This window comes from Mesorhizobium sp. KR9-304 (genome assembly GCF_040049215.1).
In the GTDB taxonomy this organism is placed as follows: domain Bacteria; phylum Pseudomonadota; class Alphaproteobacteria; order Rhizobiales; family Rhizobiaceae; genus Mesorhizobium_K.
The window spans coordinates 66,086-82,851 of sequence record NZ_JBDZDN010000003.1 but is presented as its reverse complement, the minus strand read 5'-3'; the positions used below and the strand labels follow the sequence as shown (position 1 = coordinate 82,851).

The following is a 16,766-nucleotide window of genomic DNA, read 5'->3' as shown; positions in this document are numbered from 1 at the left end:
CCGGTCATGCCAGCAACCGGCGGGGCCGCGCCCATTCCCAAGGAAGCAGCGTGCCGACGCGTTCGCTCGTCATGCATCGCCCGCCGTGCCGGTCATTGCGGCCCGGGTTGCACGTGGTGGACCGGGCTGCCGTCCACTGCGGTCGCGGTGCCGGCGGCGCCGTCGCTCGCGGCCGCCTGGGCCCCCTGGATCTTCTTGATGTCGTCCTCGCTGAGCACCGGCCGGTCCACCTTAAGCGTCAGCTTGTTGAGCTTCGCCGTCAGCGCGAACGGCGGCTGGTAGTCGGCGTCGTTCACGCCGGTGAGCGTGTCTGAGCCGACGTCGAAGCTCTCGTCCCACTGCAAGATCATGGGCAGCGTGCGTTCCATCTTCTGGGTGGACACCACGTTGCCGTCGACCTTGAGCGTGCCGGTGCCCGAACCGCCGACGCCGCTGAAGTTGTTGAAGGCAAGCGTGCCTGCGCCGAGCCCGTCATACTTGAAGTCGAACTCGATCACATGCTTGCCAGGTGTCAGAGCGTCCGGCCCTTCCCATTTGATCCGCTTCAGGTCGACCAGGTTCCACAGGAAGATGGGCTTGCCCTCGAGCAAATAGAAGCCATAGCCTGCAAAGCGCCCGCCTGAGGTCACGATCATGCCATCCGCGCCCCCTTCCGGGACGTCGATGTCGGCGGTGAAAGTGTAGGAGCTGTTGAGGATAGACGGGGAGTCGCCCTGAGGCAGACCGGTCATCGGATGAGTGTAGACGAATTCGCTGCGGCCGGCAGTGATGTTCGGGCGCGGCGCCACGATGCGGGCCGCGACCGAGGCGTCCATCGGGAAGACCTGGTATTTCTTCGCCTCCGCGATGAACAGGTCCTTCATCTCCTTCACCTTGTCGGGATTCTGCTCGGCGATGTTCTCCGACTGGCTGAAGTCCTTGGTAAGATCGTAGAGTTCCAGCACCTGGTTGTTGAGCGGGTCGGTGTTGGCTGGACCGAACGCGTCCCACGGCGCGCGGTTTACCTTGGTGCTGAGCAGCCAGCCGTCATTGTAGAGCGCCCACTGCCCCATCATCTCGAAGTACTGGGTCTTGTGCTGCGTCGGCGCCTTGGCGTTTTCCTTGTCGAACGTGTAGGCGAAGCTCGTGCCCTCGATCGGCGCCTGCTTGATACCGTTCACCGTTTCGGGCGCCGGAATGCCGGCCGCTTCGAGAATGGTCGGCACCACATCGATGACATGCATGAACTGCTCACGGAGGCCGCCCTTGTCCTTGATGCGCGCCGGCCACGAGACCGCCATGTTCTGCCGAATGCCGCCTAGCTTCGAGGCATTTTGCTTGAACCAAGAGAACGGCGTGTCGAACGCCCATGCCCAGCCCGCAGACATGTGGTTATAGGTCTGCTCGGTACCCCAGACGTCGTACCACTTCATCTGCACGTCGACCGGCATCTTGTTGATGCCGTTGAAGAAGGCAGCTTCATTGGGAGTCCCTAGCGGGCCGCCTTCGGCGCTCGTGCCGTTGTCGCCATTGATGTAGATGATGAGCGTGTTGTCGAGCTTGCCCATATCCTCGATGGCTTGAACGACACGGCCTATCTCGTGATCGCTGTAAGCGGCGTATGCGGCGAAGACCTCCGCCTGCTTGATGAAAAGCTTCTTCTCTTCGGCAGTCAGGTCGTCCCAATTCTGAAGAACATTTGTTGGCCAGGGCTCCATCTGCGTATCCTGGGGGATGACGCCGAGCTTCTTCTGGTTCGCGAAGATCTGATCGCGAAGCTTGTTGTAGCCCTCGTCGAAAAGGTGCATGTCGCTGATCTTGTCTACCCACTCCTTGGTCGGATGGTGCGGGGCATGAGTGGCGCCGGGCGCATACTTGATGAAGAAGGGCTTGTCGGGGATCGTCTGGTTTAGTCGGGTCAGGTAATCGATGGCATCGTCGGCCATTCCCGTCACGAGGTTCCAGCCCGGCTTGCCGTCGAAGGGATAGATCTGGGTCGTGTTGCGAAACAGGTTCGGCTGCCACTGGTTCGCATCGCCTCCCACGAACCCGTAGAAATATTCAAAGCCCATGCCGGTCGGCCATTGGTCGAATGGCCCGACCGAACTGGCGGCGAAGGCGGGCGTATTGTGGTCCTTGCCGAACCATGAGGTGGCATAGCCGTTGTCGAGCAGAATCCGCCCTATCGTGGCTTTGTCCTCGGGAATAATGCTGTTGTAGCCGGGGAAGCCGGTCGACTGTTCGGAGATCACGCCGAAACCGGCCGAGTGATGGTTCCGCCCGGTTATCAGCGCCGCCCGCGTTGGCGAGCACAGCGCCGTCGAGTGGATGTTATTGTAGCGCAATCCCGCATTCGCGATTTCATCCATCGTGGGGGTTGGGATGACGCCGCCGAAAGTGCTCGGCACGCCAAAGCCGGCGTCATCCGTGATGATGAGCAGGACGTTGGGTGCGTCCTTTGGCGGCACAATGCGTGGCGCCCACCAAATTTTCGAATTAAGAGCATCGTCCTTGATCACGCCGCCGAAAGCAGGATCAGGCGCCGGCAATTGCTTGCCGTCGATCGTCGTGGTCGCGCCGGGGGAACCCATCTCGCCCGAAACCTCTTGAGCCGACGCCAATGCCACAGCGGAAAGAAGAGCCGCGACGGAAACGGTCACGAAACGTGCCAAACTCGGATATCTGTGCGCCATCACCTTACCTCGCTCTGCCAGCCTGACCTACAGTCGGTCGGTCTGTCCGTCGCGTTGCTATCGCAAGCGCGGTACAGCTATCCTTACGATACGCAGAGATGGCGTGAGGCGCCTGTAACATCGCGTAGCCTCTGTAGTGCGAATGCGTGCAGCGGCCGTCAGGCGACGCCGCCTTGATGCTCGAACCGATATCGCCGGCACGCGGAACCGTCGATAGGCGTTCGGCTAGTAGCCAGCGATGCTCAAGCCGGCTTTGCGAAGACCATCGACAAAGTGGGCTTGGTCATCGACCCTTATGTTACGAACCGCCAACTCGCGATCGACCTCGAGCACAAGTTGCGGCGCGTTTTTCATAAGCCACTCGCGCTCGACAGCCGCCGCGGCCATTTCACCACCCTGGCCAAAGATGGCCGCCGCAACGATGTGGTAGATGGGATTGGCTCCCATATTAGCCTTCTTGATCCATGTATCGGCGGATCGATAGTCACGTTGCATGTAGAGAGACAGCGCCAGCGCTGTTTCATAGTATCCTAGCGGACCGTAGTTGCGGTCGAGAACACTCTCGATGAGCTCCGCTCCGCGCTTCCACTCGCCGGACAAAGCAAGGCGAATCCCATACTCTCCGACAATTTCCGTGTCATTCGGGTTGGTTGCGACTGCCCGGGCGCCAATCTTCAACGCCTCGTTGACGTCCTTCTTGAAGAACAACGCGGTCATCTGTGCCTGCAGACCCCGCACGTTCTCGGGATCAAGGTCGATCGCGTGGCGCGCGGCTTCAAGTGCACGATCAAGTGGGGGAGAATCGTCGGCATTGACGCGGAAACGAAAGCGCAACTCATCGAGGTAGGTGAGCGACAGCAGCGCCCAGGCATTTGAGTAGGCTGGGAACCGGTCCACAGCGCGCTCGAGGCATTGCCTTACCGACATGTGCATTTTGGGATCGAGACTAACCCGATAAGCAAAATATGCGAGTGTACAAGCATAGGCATCCCAGTCCGCCGGCGGGGTGTCGGCCACCGGCCCGGCGTCGGCGTGGAATATGATCCCGTAAGGCTGCGCGAGGGCGGTTGCCACCTGGCGCGCAATTTCGGTTTGGGTCTGGATGATGGCATTGACGTCGAAGCTGGCGTCGTAGCTGTTTGCCCACAACACGGAACCGTCGTCGTTACGCAGAAGCCGAACCGACAGACGAAGCTGATCGGGGTCGGTTCGCAAGCTTCCCTCCAGTGAGTAACGCGCGAGTTTGGGATCGCGCACGGGCGCCGCGCCCGCCGGTACAACTATCACCACAATCTCCCTGAACTTCGAAATCTGGCCTACGACTTCGTCCGTCAGTCCGCGCGCGATAATTGCCGAATCGGCCGTGGCGGACAGATTTTCGAAAGGCAGCACAAGGAGTTTAGGGACATTCGGCGACGTCGCTGCGCCATCGGTCGCGACTGCCGACAGACTTTCGGAACTTGGCTGGCGAAATATCAGACCTCCAAAGGTTACGCTGAGGATCAAGGCCAGCAGCGTCGCCCCTCCGAAAAGCCACGTTCTCCGGGCCATTGGGGCACGGCGGGGCGGAACGGGTTCCGCGACTTGGGGAACGATCGCGGCCGACGCGGACCCTCGGTTCAACGACGAGAAGACCGGAACATATCCGCCCTTCGGAATGGTGATAATGATCGGGTCGTCCCGGCCCGCAGTGAGATAATATCTTTCGAGTGCCCGACGGACGCGGCTTGCCTCAATTCGTACCACCGGATCTGACTGCGCGTCGAAGGATGCGGGGCGGCCGAACACCTCGGTCGCGACTGAATAAGCCTTTAGCCGGAGAGCCCTACCAGCCATCGTCTCTTCAATGATGTAGGTCAGCAGTCTTCGCGCCCGATCCGGAACGTCGAAATCGGAACTCGACAGAATCCGATCCAGCTGCGCGCGAACATCAGACTCGGGGGGCAACGTGTGCTCGGATGTCGTATCGTCAAGCTGGACAACTTCGGGCGTCACGCGGTCTTCCCTCCCGGAACCAGGCCAACCGTGCCAAACATCCCCAGATGCTCGCGTATGTTACGTCTCGCATTGATCCAACGCAAATAAAGTAGCAGCCGACCTAGTGAGTATTCGATCATTTTCGAAGGTTTGCTTCGCCCAAGGACTGGGATGAAAACGCCATCTGGGGATATATCTGCGGAAGGCGACCTGCGTGCGACAATGAGGCGATTTCCCACGCGTTCACTGGAGATCCAGGAATTGCTGGGTCAGGACGAGAATTTTCGCGAGATGTGCGATGATCTTGTCGTCGCGGAACAGGCGCTTGCGGCGAGCGATCAACTACCAGAACCCCTCCGTGAGGAACGTCGCGCGGAGTATCAAGTGTTGATTGATGACCTTGTAAGGGAGATTGGCCGGGCGCTCGGTCAGGCCAAGGTCGTCCCGATCTCGCGAGCGCCGAAACGCTAAAGCGGACGCATCGCGACGCAGCGATCGTTGTGGGAGGGTTGGCTCCGCATCACTTCCGCCCCACTCTTCCGCTCGAGGTGCGAGGCGCCAGCCGAAAGATTAAGCGGGCCATGCCGCCATGTCCTCATGATGCCGCCTTTGCGGCCGGGTGGCATTACTCGCCTCGATGGAGGTCGCGCATGCTGCCGGATGATTTCACCGTCCCGCGCAAAGGTTGAGGGGCATCGTGGACCTAACGATCCGAATCGCCACGATCGTTGGGCGAGCCGTCGTCGCCGCCATTGCCTTTTCCGTTGTTGCCCTGTTTGGGTGAGGGCTGATCCGGCGGGTCAACAGGATCAGGGGGATCCGGCGGGTTGGGCGCGCTCGGCGCCGTTTGGTTTTGCGGCGCTGGCGACTGCGAGCGCTGAAGGGATGCCGCCAACTGGCAACCGCTGCCGACCCGGAACCGGCCCGAGAGCCGCTGGTGGCCCGAAATGAAAGGCAGCGCGCGGGGCGTGCCGAGATCGCGGAATATGCCTGTGTCGACCCGCTCGGGGGGCGTGACGCCGCCGCCCGGCGTGGCCACGACCACGTCGCAGCGGCGCTTCAGCTCCTGGCAGCCATTTCCGCCGCAGAAACGGGCTTGCCCGCTCAACAGAACGACAGCCGTTTTGCCACCCGCGCCGACAAAAATGTCGAGGGCGGTTCCGCGAATGCCGATCGTGCCTGCGGGAGTCTGTATCTTGTAAGCCGACGATTGCGATCCGCCGCTTATCCAGCGGAAGCTGCCCTTGGCAGCGTTGATAGTCAGACTCTTGACGGAGTCGCTGCCGGCGAAAACGAACTTGTCGATGACCACCGACGAGTTACCGCCGACGGCGAATTTGGTCCCGTCTCTGAACACAAACTCGCCAAGGCCAGAACTCGACGTCCGGATTCGCTCGTCGCGGTGAACCGGCGACCTGGTGGCGAGCGTTCCGCGATCACCGGTCACCGTCGTTTTGATGAGGACCGCCTCGCCAACCTGTTCGGCCGCAAAAACGCTCATGTCCGCGAACGCGAATAGCGCTGCGACGACGATACCCCTGACCACCCAAGACATCCCTGCACCTCACGCGCCACCAAGGCGCTGCCGATGAGTGCATTCCCAACAACCTTCCATATTAGCCTTGGCTGAAGATGTGTCAATTACCTTACGTTAACCAATCGAGTTCCTGTTGCGTTTCACGGCTTTTCGCAACAAATACCACCACACCGTCCGCCGGAGCCTGCCATGCCCAAACGCCCAGCCCTCACCCCGCTCGTAGCGGCGTTGCCGCCGACCGTGCCCTTCGTCGGTCCGGAGGCGCAGGAGCGCGACCGCGGCGGCCGGCGGTTCAGGGCGCGCATCGGCGCCAATGAGAGCAGCTTCGGGCCTGCCCCTTCGGTGATCGCCGCCATGCGGGCCGCCGCGCCCGATATGTGGATGTATTGCGACCCCGACAATTTCGACCTGAAGAGGGCGATCGCGGCGCATCTCGGCGTCGGCACCCACAATGTCGTCGTCGGCGAAGGCATAGACGGGCTGCTCAACCTCGTCGTGCGCATGATGATCTCGCCCGGCCAGCCCGTCGTCACTTCGCTCGGCGCCTATCCGACCTTCAATTTCCACGTCGCGGGTTTTGGGGGACGGCTCGTCGCGGTGCCCTATGTGAACGACCGGGAGAGCCTCGACGGCCTGCTTGCGGCGGTCAGGCGCGAGAACGCGCCGCTGGTCTATCTCTCCAACCCGGACAACCCGATGGGCACTTGGTGGGAGGCCGTCGACATCCTGCGCTTCATCGAGGCGCTGCCCGAGACCACGATGCTGGTCATCGACGAGGCCTATGGCGAGCTCGGCCCAGCGTCAGCGCTGACGCCAATCGACGTGTCACGGCCAAACGTCATCTGGATGCGCACCTTCTCGAAGGCCTACGGACTTGCCGGCATCCGCTGCGGCTACGCCGTCGGCGAAGAAAGCTTCATCCGCGACGTCGAAAAGGTCCGCAACCACTACGGCGTCAACCGCATGGCGCTGGTCGCCGGCGAGGCAGCACTCGCCGACCAGGCCTGGCTCGTCGAGGTTAAGGCCAAGGTCGCGGCCGGACGCGATCGGATCGCCAAAATCGCGCGCGACAACGGACTGTCGCCAATCCCGTCGGCGACCAATTTCGTCACTATCGATTGCGGCGCGGGCGGCGCCTTCGCGCTGAAGGTGCTTCAGGAACTGATTGCCCGCGACGTCTTCATCCGCAAGCCGATGGTGCCTGACCTCGACCGCTGCATCCGCGTCAGCGTCGGCCTCGACCACGAACTCGACATCTTCGCCGAGGAGCTGCCGAGGGCGGTGGCGGCGGCGCGGGGGTTAATATCGCCCACCACCAATACCTGAAACCGGGCTCCTATCCGCAAAAGGCCGCCGCGAATTCTTGCTCACTCGATCTTGATCTCCACCGCATCTGGCAATGTGAAGTCGTCTCTGTTGACCCTTTCTGTACTCCTAACTCGCAAAGTACGCCAGTCGGCCTTTGCTCCTAGTTTGACGTTAACCGCTATCTTTAGGCGATTACTATATATTTCCATTACTTCGACTTCTATAAATTTATCTTCATTCTTTTTATAATTGTCTTCGTCTTCGTCTTCGTCTTCGTCATCGTCTTCGTCATCGTCATCGTCATCGTCATCGTCATCGTTTGCTAGCTCAAACCAAACCTCATATTCCTCCTGGTCAAACTCCTCGCCTGAAATCTGCGCCTCTGCGCCAGTTCTACCCGCGAAGAACGTCTTTTTGTCGATGGTTATCATAGTTACCTCCTGAGCTACCGCCATTCTCCGATGCGGCTAGACACCTCCGCGACGTGGTGTCTAGCTGCCGGAGCGTCCCATCACGCTACCGGAGCGTCCACTGCCTGACCGTCCGCTACCGGAACGTCCGCTACCGGAACGTCCACTGCCGGAGCGTCCGCTGCCGGAGCGTCCGCCGCTTCCCCACGCTTCCTCGTCCAGTTCGGAGACCAGCAGAAGGTCTTCGAAAGTGCCGGTCTCGACCTCCAGACGCATCGAGAAGTCGCCCTTGTCATAAACCCACACCCGCATGTCCAACGAGAACACGCCCGACTGCCTACCAACTCCCGTCCACGTTGCTCGCCCGGGCGAACGCGACAGCCGCTGATATTCAAGATCTTCCGGCTCGGGTGAATCGATTTCATAACCGCCTCCGTGCACAAGGAAGAGTGCCGGCTTTGCGAGGTCGTAGATATATCCCTCGTACGAAAATGCGTAGATGCGAGCGAAGCCCGCCTTCTCGGCTTTCAACTGGCTTTGAAGGAACAGATTGGCGCCTTTTCGCTTTGGCCGCTGCTTCAGCTCCGTGTCTGCAACCAATTGGAGATCGCCTACCATTCGGCCATAGAGAAATACTGCTGATGCACTGAGCAAAGTTTCCTGTGGTACAATTGGCGCCGCCATTTTTTCCTCCAGCGCTTTCAGACGTTACGGTTGATTGATTCCGACAAAACAAACCTCTCCCGATAACTCATCCTCGGAAGCCAAAAACGGTCCCGCGGCAGCACCGCTCGCTGCGAAGGCAGGCTGCCTTGCTGCTTCGGTTCGAAACGCGGCCCGGCACACACGACGCCGATGCCGCGCCGTTCGAAATTGCGCTCGATGATGTCGCCGTAGCGTCCATCGGTCTCGCGCTCGTCGACGGCGAGGAGAACGTCGGCCACGTCGCCATAATCGAGGAAATCCGGATCGAGGTCCCACAGCGTTTCGGCGAGGTAGGCGCCCATCACATCGCGCGCATCGGCCAGCGCCTGGGCAAAGCCCTCGCTGTCGTCCGCATAAGCGCTGTCGAAGGCATGCTGTAGTTCGGCTGACTCTGCGCCGCCGAACTCGACGTCCTCAGCCAGTTGCTCGACCTCCCGAGAAATCAGGCCACGGTCGACGAGGCTCTCCTGAAAGATGTCCGCCAGAATGTCGAAAATGGCGCCGGTCAGCGGTTCGGACAGGTCATGCTCGTTCCGGTAGCCGTCGACAAAGTCGTCCATCGTACGGGTGTTGTTGGCGTCGCGGATCTGCCGGTTTCCCGGAAACTCGGAAAAGCGCGCGATGCGGTTCGACAGATAGAGGTTGCCGCTGGTTTCATCGAGGACCTGGTCGATCACCGACGGAAAGTGCATTTCGGCGATCAGCGACACGCAGTCGGAAAACGACTCGTGGAACCCCCCATATTCGGGAAACTCGGCGTTCTCGTCGGGCACGCCGAGGATGCTGAAGATAAAGGCGTGGCCGACCTCGTGGGCGATGATGTCGAAGTCGAGCGCAAAAGGCAGGACGCTGCCGTCTTTCTCAAACTGGCTGCCGATCTCGAGGAAACCGTAGCCAAAGCGGGCGTTGTCCCATTGCGGCAGGATCGAGATTTCCAGGCGGTCGAAATCGTCACGGAAATGCCAATCGACCTCCTCGCCCAGATAGTTTTCCCAGACGTCAAGCGTGAAGCGCGCGCTGCCGAAGGCATGCGCGGCCGCGAAACCCGGCATGTCGGGCTCCAGGTAGTCGAAATTTCCGTCGTCGTCGGGCAAGGCCGGCGCAAGGCGCGGCCCGCGCCATTGCGGCAGATAGACGAAAGGCGTGCCGAGCGGCCCGCGGTTCATGCCGTACGGCCATTTCTTGCCGACGGGCTCGATGACGAACATGCGGCCGTCGGACGGCCCGGCGCCAACGCTTCCCGGTGGCGACGAAACGGCCACGATCTCGGGCTCGGTGCCGAAACCCACGAAGGGAGACTGCGCAAAAAGCCTGAACCGTGTGCCCATAAGAACCCCACGACCGCCGCAAGCAATCATGATTAGATCAATATTGGGGCGTTGGCGAGCAGTCTTTACGCAGCGTAAACAATCCGGAAACCGGCTCTGGAAATCTCGCGCTCAATTTTCCGACAATTCTACAAGTCTGGCGTAGCGGGCGTGCCCGCGTATGGGATCGAGATCGGAATCGTTCCTGAACCAAAGCTTCATCTCAGTCCCCGCATGCGTCATCCATGACTCCAGTATATCGATGGCGCGCTCGAGTTCCCCAAGTTGGGAATAGGTGCACGCTGCGTTGTACTGGATGTTGATATCATCGGGCTCGGTGATCAGGGAGAGCGTGAGCCACTCAAGCGCCTTGTCGCGCTCGCCGAGAAAGGCCAGCACGATCGCCCCAAGACACGCGACGTTGGCGTTTTCCGGGTGAAGCTTCAATTCCTCCTCGGCCTTGCGAATGCCGATCCGCCCGTAGCTCTCTGCCTGCTCGAGCTGGCCGAGAGAGCGAAAGACGTTGACCAGCATGATCGGCGAAACGCAGTCCGCCGGCTTCGCCTCCATCGCTCGCATGAAGAGTTTCGCGGCCAAATCGAACTGTCCCTCCGTGACACAAAACTCGGCGTAGTAGCGGTTGGCTTCGTAGTTGGCGGGGTCCAGCGACAGCGCCCGCTCAAAGGCGGCGACAGCATCGGCGCGGCGGTCGCAAACCGCCAATGCGAAGCCTTGCACCGCATGCGCCTCGGCGAGATTGGGGTCGATCGCCAGCGCCTTGGCGGCGTTCGCGAGAATATCCTCGGCGGGAATGTCGACGCCGTAATGCGACCTGAGGCGGGAATCGCACACTGCGATGCCGGCATAGGCGCGAGCGTAATTCGGATCGAGCTCTATGGCCTTGGCCAAATTCTGCTTGGCCATCATGTGATGGGCCTTGGATGCTATGTGATAATATTCGCGCGCCCGCAGGTAGTAGGTGTATGCCTCGACATTGGCGGTCGGCTCGGTTTCGATCGCCTTCTTCTCTTCCGGCAGGAGCTTGACCTTCAATTGCTCGACGATTGCCTTGGTGATCTCGTCCTGGACCGCGAAGATATCTGTCAGGTCGCGATCGTAGCGGGCAGCCCAGAGGTGTCCGTCGGTCGCCCCCTCGATCAACTCGGCGTTGATCCTCACGCGGTTCCCGGCCTTGCGCACGCTTCCTTCGACGACGTAGGCGACGCCGAGTTCCCTGGCGATGCGCTCGAGGTTCTGCGCCCTGCCCTTGTAGGCGAACACCGTGTTGCGGCTCAGCACAAAAAGGCCCGACACGTTCGACATGTCCGTGATGATGTCTTCGGTGATGCCGTCGCTGAAGAATTCCTGCTCGGGATCGTTGCTGAGATTGGCAAAGGGCAGCACGGCCAGCGATGGCCTGTCGGGCCGAACCTGCCCAACGCCAGCGAACGCCGCCATCCCGCCGGCAGCGCGGCCAGCCGCCTGTCCCCAGTCGGCGAAATAGACATGTACGGGCTGGGCGATGTTCTTGACCCGCTTGTCGCCCTGGTCGGAGAAGCCGACATCGAGCTTGCTGCCCACCTCGTTCCGGACGGCGGCCGAGCAGGCGATTCCGCCCGGAGGAGCGAGGCTCTGCAGCCGCACCGCAAGGTTGACACCGTCACCGTGGAAGTCGTCGCCGTCCACGATGAGGTCGCCAAGGTTGATCCCCATGCGAAACTTGAAGTGCCTGTCTTCGGGAACGCCGGCGTTGCGCTCGGGCATGCCGCGCTGGATCTCCACCGCGCAGCGCGCCGCGCTCAGCACGCTCGAGAACTCGATCAGGAAGCCATCGCCCATGACCTTGAAGATTCGCCCGCCATGGCGCGCGACGGTGGGATCGAAGAACTCGCGCCGGTGCAGACGCAGGCTGCTCAGCGTCTGCTCCTCGTTGGTCTCCATAAGCCGGCTGTAGCCGACAAGGTCGGCCGCAAGTATGGCCGCCAAACGCCGCTCAACCTGCTCCTCGGGCATGCCGCTCTCCGAAGTCCGACGACGAAAGGCTACTTGATCGACGCTTCACCGGCAACGTTGCGGCTGGTGCGCCGCCCAACGGTCAGCCTTCGCGCAGAATACGCTCGAATATCCCCAGCGCCTGGCTGAATTTCTCCGGCCTCAGCAGCGCGAAACCCAAACGCATATGCTCCGGCATGCCGAAGCAGTCGCCCGGCGCGACCAGTACGCCGTTCGCGGCAAGCGCCTCGCAGAAGGGCCGGCTGTCGCGGCCGTCGCGGAACCACGGAAAACACACTGTTCCGCCCGCCGGTCGTGCCCAGGCGAGCACGTCGGATACGCGGTCCATGAAATCCGACAGCGCGACGAGGTTTTCGCCGGCGACAGCCTGGAGCCTGGTGAGCAGCACGTCGCGGTTGGCGAGCGCGTGAACCGCCAGCCGCTCCAGCAGGGGCGAACTGCTGATCGTGAAATAGCTGCGCGCGTCGATCATCTTCTCGCGCCGCTGCGGATCGCGCTCGACCAGCCAGCCGATGCGCAGGCCGGCCAGCGACATCGCCTTGGACATGTCGCCCATCGCAATCACGTTGGAGAGCGAGGCCGCCGATGGCTGGGGCTTGCCGAAATAGAGCGGGTGATAAACCTCGTCGACGACCAGCGGCACGCCTTTCCGGTGCAGGGCAGCGGCCAGTTCCTCGATTCCGTCGCGCGGCATGATGGTGCCGGCCGGATTGTGCGGAGTGTTCACCAGCGCGAACACGGTGCTCTCATCCACCGCGTCCAGCACATCCGCGGCGTGCTGCCGGAAGCCGTTGTCCCGCGACAGCCTGACATGGCGGACGCCAAGCCCCCAGACACCGGCCATCGGGTCGAAGGCCGGATAGCCCGGCGACGGCAGCACGACGTTGGTCCCCGGCCGAGCCGCCGCACAAAGCAGGATTGAAAAGGCCTCCGACGCGCCGAGCGTCACCACGACCCAATCCGGATCGACGCCGAGGAAAGTGCCGATCGCTTCGCGCAACGCCCTGCCGCCTTCGGACGGCGCGTAGCTCAGCACCGTATCGTCGAGACCAGTGCCGTCCCCAAGCGCAAGAAGTTCACCGACCGTCCATTTCGGCCCGGTGCTCGACGCCAGGTCGTATGCGATCGGCGGCGTCGCAAAGCTGTGTTTGGCCAGCCAGTGATCGAGCAGGAAGGGCGGGAGATCCATCACAACCTCTGGTGCGAGAAAGCAGCCAAAGCGTTATCGGCTGCAACAACCGGCGTCCATAACCTCCCGCGGCAATTGCGTAGGCCACGTCGGCCCCGCGCATGGTGGGGAAATTCGAGTCAGCCGCCCTCGCCGGTCAACCTGTCCTGAAGCCTGTCGAGCAACGGACGCTGGCCCTCGACGATCTTCTCGCGTGCCTCTGCGAACGCGAACCAGCCCGCGCGGTCGACCTCAGGGAAGGAGGCGATGCGTCCGCTTCTCGGCGGCCATTCCATCTCGAAGCTGTTGCTGGTCAATGTCGCCGGATCGAAATCGCCTTCCGCGGCGAAGGCGGTCACCGCCTTGCCGGCCTTCTGCCTGATTTCGCCGAGCGGCGTCAGCTCACCGGCGATCGTCCAGCCGGTTTCCTCCGCGAATTCGCGCCGGGCCGCGGCTTGCGCGTCCTCGCCCGAGTATTCGCCTTTCGGGATCGACCATGCGCCGGATTCCCGCCTTGCCCAGAACGGCCCGCCAGGATGAACGAGCAGGACTTCGATCGAGCCGGCTAGCCGACGATAGGCGATGATCCCAGCGCTTTTCGCTGCCATGCGTCACCCTCGGCCGAAACGCCAATGCCTGCAAGGGCAGGTATGGCGCACGGCAGCCGCGAAGATTTCAACGGAACCTAAAGGTCCAATCGCCAGTACTGTCCGACCAGATCCTTGCCAAAACTGCGGTGCTGCTCCTCGCGCAGAAGGACGAATCCCCGCTGTTCGTAAATCCGGCGCGCGGCAACAAGGATATCGTTGGTCCACAGGGTCAGTTCCCGGTAGCCGCAGGCCCGAGCCTGATCGATGCAAAGATCGGCCAGAAGGCCGCCGATGCCATGCCCCCGCGCGCCCCGTTCCACATGCAGCATGCGCAGTTTCGCCGACTCCGAGTCGTCCGGATCGTGAACCAGGAATATTGCGCCGAGTCGCGACCCAGCGCGTTCGGCAATCCAGCAGAAATCGCTCCCGGCGCGGAAGTTGCGGATGAAGTCGCCGCCGATCTCGGCCAGCAGCGCCTCGAATTCGTCATTCCAGCCATATTCCTCGGCATAGAGCTGCGCCTGGCGCTGGATCACCCAGCCGATATCGCCGATCCGATGCGGCCGCACCTCGACGTCGGCGGGTGCTATATCGGCGGCGCCGAGAAGGCGCTGGACAGTGTCCAGCGCGCCGCCCAGCTTGCCGATGTCATCCTGCGAAAGCCCTTCGGTCAGCCGGCCGATATCCTGGTCCGCGGCAGCCTGCAGTCCTGCGAGAGCCTTGCTGCCGGCCGGCGTGAGCGACAGGATGCGCCTGCGGCCGTCCGCCGGATCGGCATGCACGTCCGTCAGCCCGTCGGCGGCGAACTTCCTGAGGATTCGGGTGAGGTAGGCTGGATCGAGGCGAAGTTCGGCGGCGATCTGCGAAGCCGCCGGCCCGATGTCGAGCCTGAAGGTTCGGGCGAGGAATCCAGCCTCGCCGCCGCGAGCCGTTTCGACAGTGTTGGTGCGATGGCCCAGTTCGAACAGGACACGCGCCTCGGTCAGCGTGAAGATGCTGGAGGTCAGCCTTTCTTCAAGCAAGCCGATCAGTCGCGTGTAGAAGCGGTTGAAGCGGCGGATTTCGGCGATGAGCGCTCGACGGTCATTGAGCATGGCAGGGCAACCAGGAAAAGTTCAGCGCCTGACAGCGCAGCAGATTTATTGGACTGAGTCAACTATCTATGGATTCCGTCAATCTTCTGCTTCGCCGGCAACACTTGAATTAAATGAACGTATGTTTTATTAATGAGGTATGGCACGAACGGCGGGTTCCGACGGGGAGAAGACAGAGGCCGCGATCCGCGATGCGGCGGTCAGGCTGATTGCGCGGCACGGCTACGAGGCCATCTCGATGCGCCAGCTCGCCGCCGAAGTCGGCGTGCAGGCGGCCGCGCTCTACCGCTACTTCCCGACCAAGGAAGACCTGCTGTTCGCCCTGATGGAAGGCCACATGCGTGCACTCGCCGCCAGTTGGAACGCCGCGTGTCCTGCATCCGGCGGTCCGGAGGCCCGCCTCGCCGCCTTCGTGGAACATCACATCCGCTTCCACGTCGCGCGCCGCCACGCCACACATGTCTCCAACATGGAGCTGCGCAGCCTGTCCAAGCCCAACCTGACCGCGATCCTGAAGTTGCGCGCAGCCTATGAAAAGGAGCTGCGCCAGATCCTGCGGGAAGGCGCCGACAGCGGCGTCTTCACCATCGACGATAGCGGCCTCACCGCCATGGCTATCATTCAAATGATCACCGGCGTTATCGTCTGGTTCAGGCCGGACGAGAAGCTTTCCGTCGAGGACGTGGCGAAAACCTATCTCGCCATGACGATGCGGCTCGTCGGCCGCAGGGAGGATGCACATGTACCTGAACACGCTTGACTTCGGCCAGGGCGAGGAGATCGACGCCTTGCGCGATCTGGTTCGCCGCTTCGCCGCCGAAAAGATCGCGCCGCTCGCCGCCGGCATCGACAGATCGAACGAGTTCCCGGCGCATCTCTGGAAGGAGTTCGGCGCACTCGGCCTGCTCGGCGTCACCGCCGATCCCGAATTCGGCGGCTCCGGCATGGGCTATCTCGCGCATGTCGTGGCGATGGAGGAGATCTCGCGCGCCTCGGCCTCGGTAGGCCTCTCCTATGGCGCGCATTCCAACCTCTGCGTCAACCAGATCAACCGCTGGGGCACGCAGGCCCAGAAGGAAAAATACCTGCCCGGCCTGTGCTCGGGCGAAACCGTCGGGGCGCTCGCCATGTCGGAGCCAGGCTCGGGCTCGGACGTGGTGTCGATGAAACTTCGCGCCGACAAGCGCAACGACCGTTACGTTCTCAACGGCTCCAAGATGTGGATCACTAACGGGCCCGACGCCGGCACGCTGGTCGTCTACGCCAAGACCGATCCGGAGCGGAAGTCGCGCGGCATCACCGCTTTCCTCATCGAGAAGACCATGGCCGGCTTCTCGGTCGCGCAAAAGCTCGACAAGCTCGGCATGCGGGGCTCCAACACCGGCGAGCTGGTGTTCGAGGACGTCGAGGTCCCGTTCGACAATGTGCTCGGCGAGGAAGGCCGCGGCGTCGAGGTGCTGATGTCCGGTCTCGACTATGAGCGCACCGTTCTTGCGGGCGGGCCGCTCGGCATCATGGCCGCCTGCCTCGACGCCGCCGTGCCCTATGCGCGCGAGCGAAAGCAGTTCGGCCAGCCGATCGGCGACTTCCAGCTCGTGCAGGGCAAGCTCGCCGACATGTATTCGACGATGAGCGCAGCGCGCGCCTATGTCTACGCCGTCGCTTCCGCCTGCGACCGCGGCCAGACGACGCGCAAGGACGCCGCCGGCTGCATCCTCTACGCGGCGGAGAAGGCGACCCTGATGGCGCTCGACGCAATCCAGCTGCTCGGCGGCAACGGCTACATCAACGACTATCCGACCGGACGCCTGCTACGCGACGCCAAGCTCTACGAGATCGGCGCGGGGACGAGTGAGATCCGGAGATGGCTGATTGGCAGGGAGATGATGGCAGAGGGGGCTTAGCCTGGCATCTATTGTATATGCGCCATATTCTTCATATTTGCCAGATCTTTCATGTCATGGTACTTTGAGGTAGAAAAAATA

14 protein-coding genes are annotated in these 16,766 nt (G+C 62.0%); 4 read left to right on the top strand and 10 right to left on the bottom strand.

Translation table 11 applies throughout. The annotated features are described in order from the left end of the window. Positions 1 to 92 precede the first annotated feature (92 nt). Positions 93 to 2,672, bottom strand: coding sequence for an arylsulfatase (locus tag ABLE71_RS16580; protein ID WP_348784581.1), 2,580 nt, complete (start codon positions 2,670 to 2,672; stop codon positions 93 to 95). A 225-nt stretch (positions 2,673 to 2,897) separates the two neighbouring features. Continuing rightward, a complete protein-coding gene (locus ABLE71_RS16575) occupies positions 2,898 to 4,667 on the bottom strand; it encodes a hypothetical protein (RefSeq protein WP_348784580.1) in 1,770 nt (589 codons plus the stop codon). A 153-nt stretch (positions 4,668 to 4,820) separates the two neighbouring features. Between ABLE71_RS16575 and ABLE71_RS16570 the strand changes: the two genes are divergently transcribed. Beyond that, entirely contained in the window at positions 4,821 to 5,120 is a 300-nt protein-coding gene (locus ABLE71_RS16570; RefSeq protein ID WP_348784579.1) for a hypothetical protein, read from the top strand. A gap of 232 nt (positions 5,121 to 5,352) precedes the next feature. On the opposite strand, the gene ABLE71_RS16565 is transcribed toward ABLE71_RS16570, so the two are convergent. Then, complete coding sequence (locus ABLE71_RS16565; protein WP_348784578.1) at positions 5,353 to 6,204, bottom strand: FecR domain-containing protein; 852 nt, start codon at positions 6,202 to 6,204, stop codon at positions 5,353 to 5,355. Between the two features lie 171 nt (positions 6,205 to 6,375). Here ABLE71_RS16565 and ABLE71_RS16560 point away from each other — a divergent pair, with 171 nt between their 5' ends. Next, a complete protein-coding gene (locus tag ABLE71_RS16560; RefSeq protein WP_348784577.1) occupies positions 6,376 to 7,512 on the top strand; it encodes a pyridoxal phosphate-dependent aminotransferase in 1,137 nt (378 codons plus the stop codon). Positions 7,513 to 7,553: 41 nt separating this feature from the next. Here ABLE71_RS16560 and ABLE71_RS16555 read toward each other — a convergent pair whose 3' ends face one another. From ABLE71_RS16555 to ABLE71_RS16525, 7 genes are all read right to left on the bottom strand, one after another. Beyond that, the gene (locus tag ABLE71_RS16555) at positions 7,554 to 7,925 is read right to left on the bottom strand and encodes a hypothetical protein (protein ID WP_348784576.1); all 372 of its coding nucleotides are present in this window, start codon (positions 7,923 to 7,925) and stop codon (positions 7,554 to 7,556) included. 60 nt (positions 7,926 to 7,985) lie between these two features. Continuing rightward, positions 7,986 to 8,588, bottom strand: a complete 603-nt coding sequence (locus ABLE71_RS16550) for a hypothetical protein (RefSeq protein WP_348784575.1) — start codon at positions 8,586 to 8,588, stop codon at positions 7,986 to 7,988. Positions 8,589 to 8,605: 17 nt separating this feature from the next. After that, entirely contained in the window at positions 8,606 to 9,937 is a 1,332-nt protein-coding gene (locus tag ABLE71_RS16545; RefSeq protein WP_348784574.1) for a hypothetical protein, read from the bottom strand. 111 nt (positions 9,938 to 10,048) lie between these two features. Next, on the bottom strand, positions 10,049 to 11,929 hold the full coding sequence (locus ABLE71_RS16540; protein ID WP_348784573.1) for a tetratricopeptide repeat protein: 1,881 nt from the start codon (positions 11,927 to 11,929) through the stop codon (positions 10,049 to 10,051). Between the two features lie 82 nt (positions 11,930 to 12,011). Then, the gene (locus ABLE71_RS16535; protein ID WP_348784572.1) at positions 12,012 to 13,118 is read right to left on the bottom strand and encodes a pyridoxal phosphate-dependent aminotransferase; all 1,107 of its coding nucleotides are present in this window, start codon (positions 13,116 to 13,118) and stop codon (positions 12,012 to 12,014) included. 119 nt (positions 13,119 to 13,237) lie between these two features. Further along, the gene (locus ABLE71_RS16530) at positions 13,238 to 13,705 is read right to left on the bottom strand and encodes an NUDIX domain-containing protein (RefSeq protein WP_348784571.1); all 468 of its coding nucleotides are present in this window, start codon (positions 13,703 to 13,705) and stop codon (positions 13,238 to 13,240) included. A gap of 77 nt (positions 13,706 to 13,782) precedes the next feature. Beyond that, positions 13,783 to 14,781 (bottom strand): bifunctional helix-turn-helix transcriptional regulator/GNAT family N-acetyltransferase, encoded by a 999-nt coding sequence (locus ABLE71_RS16525; RefSeq protein ID WP_348784570.1) that lies wholly within the window; start codon positions 14,779 to 14,781, stop codon positions 13,783 to 13,785. A 139-nt stretch (positions 14,782 to 14,920) separates the two neighbouring features. Between ABLE71_RS16525 and ABLE71_RS16520 the strand changes: the two genes are divergently transcribed. Together ABLE71_RS16520 and ABLE71_RS16515 are read left to right on the top strand one after the other, a co-directional pair. Further along, the gene (locus ABLE71_RS16520; RefSeq protein WP_348784569.1) at positions 14,921 to 15,541 is read left to right on the top strand and encodes a TetR/AcrR family transcriptional regulator; all 621 of its coding nucleotides are present in this window, start codon (positions 14,921 to 14,923) and stop codon (positions 15,539 to 15,541) included. Continuing rightward, positions 15,522 to 16,685: an isovaleryl-CoA dehydrogenase gene (locus ABLE71_RS16515; protein ID WP_348784568.1), complete on the top strand. Its 1,164-nt coding sequence runs from the start codon at positions 15,522 to 15,524 to the stop codon at positions 16,683 to 16,685. The genes ABLE71_RS16520 and ABLE71_RS16515 overlap by 20 nt, the downstream gene beginning before the upstream one ends. The last annotated feature ends 81 nt before the right edge of the window (positions 16,686 to 16,766 follow it).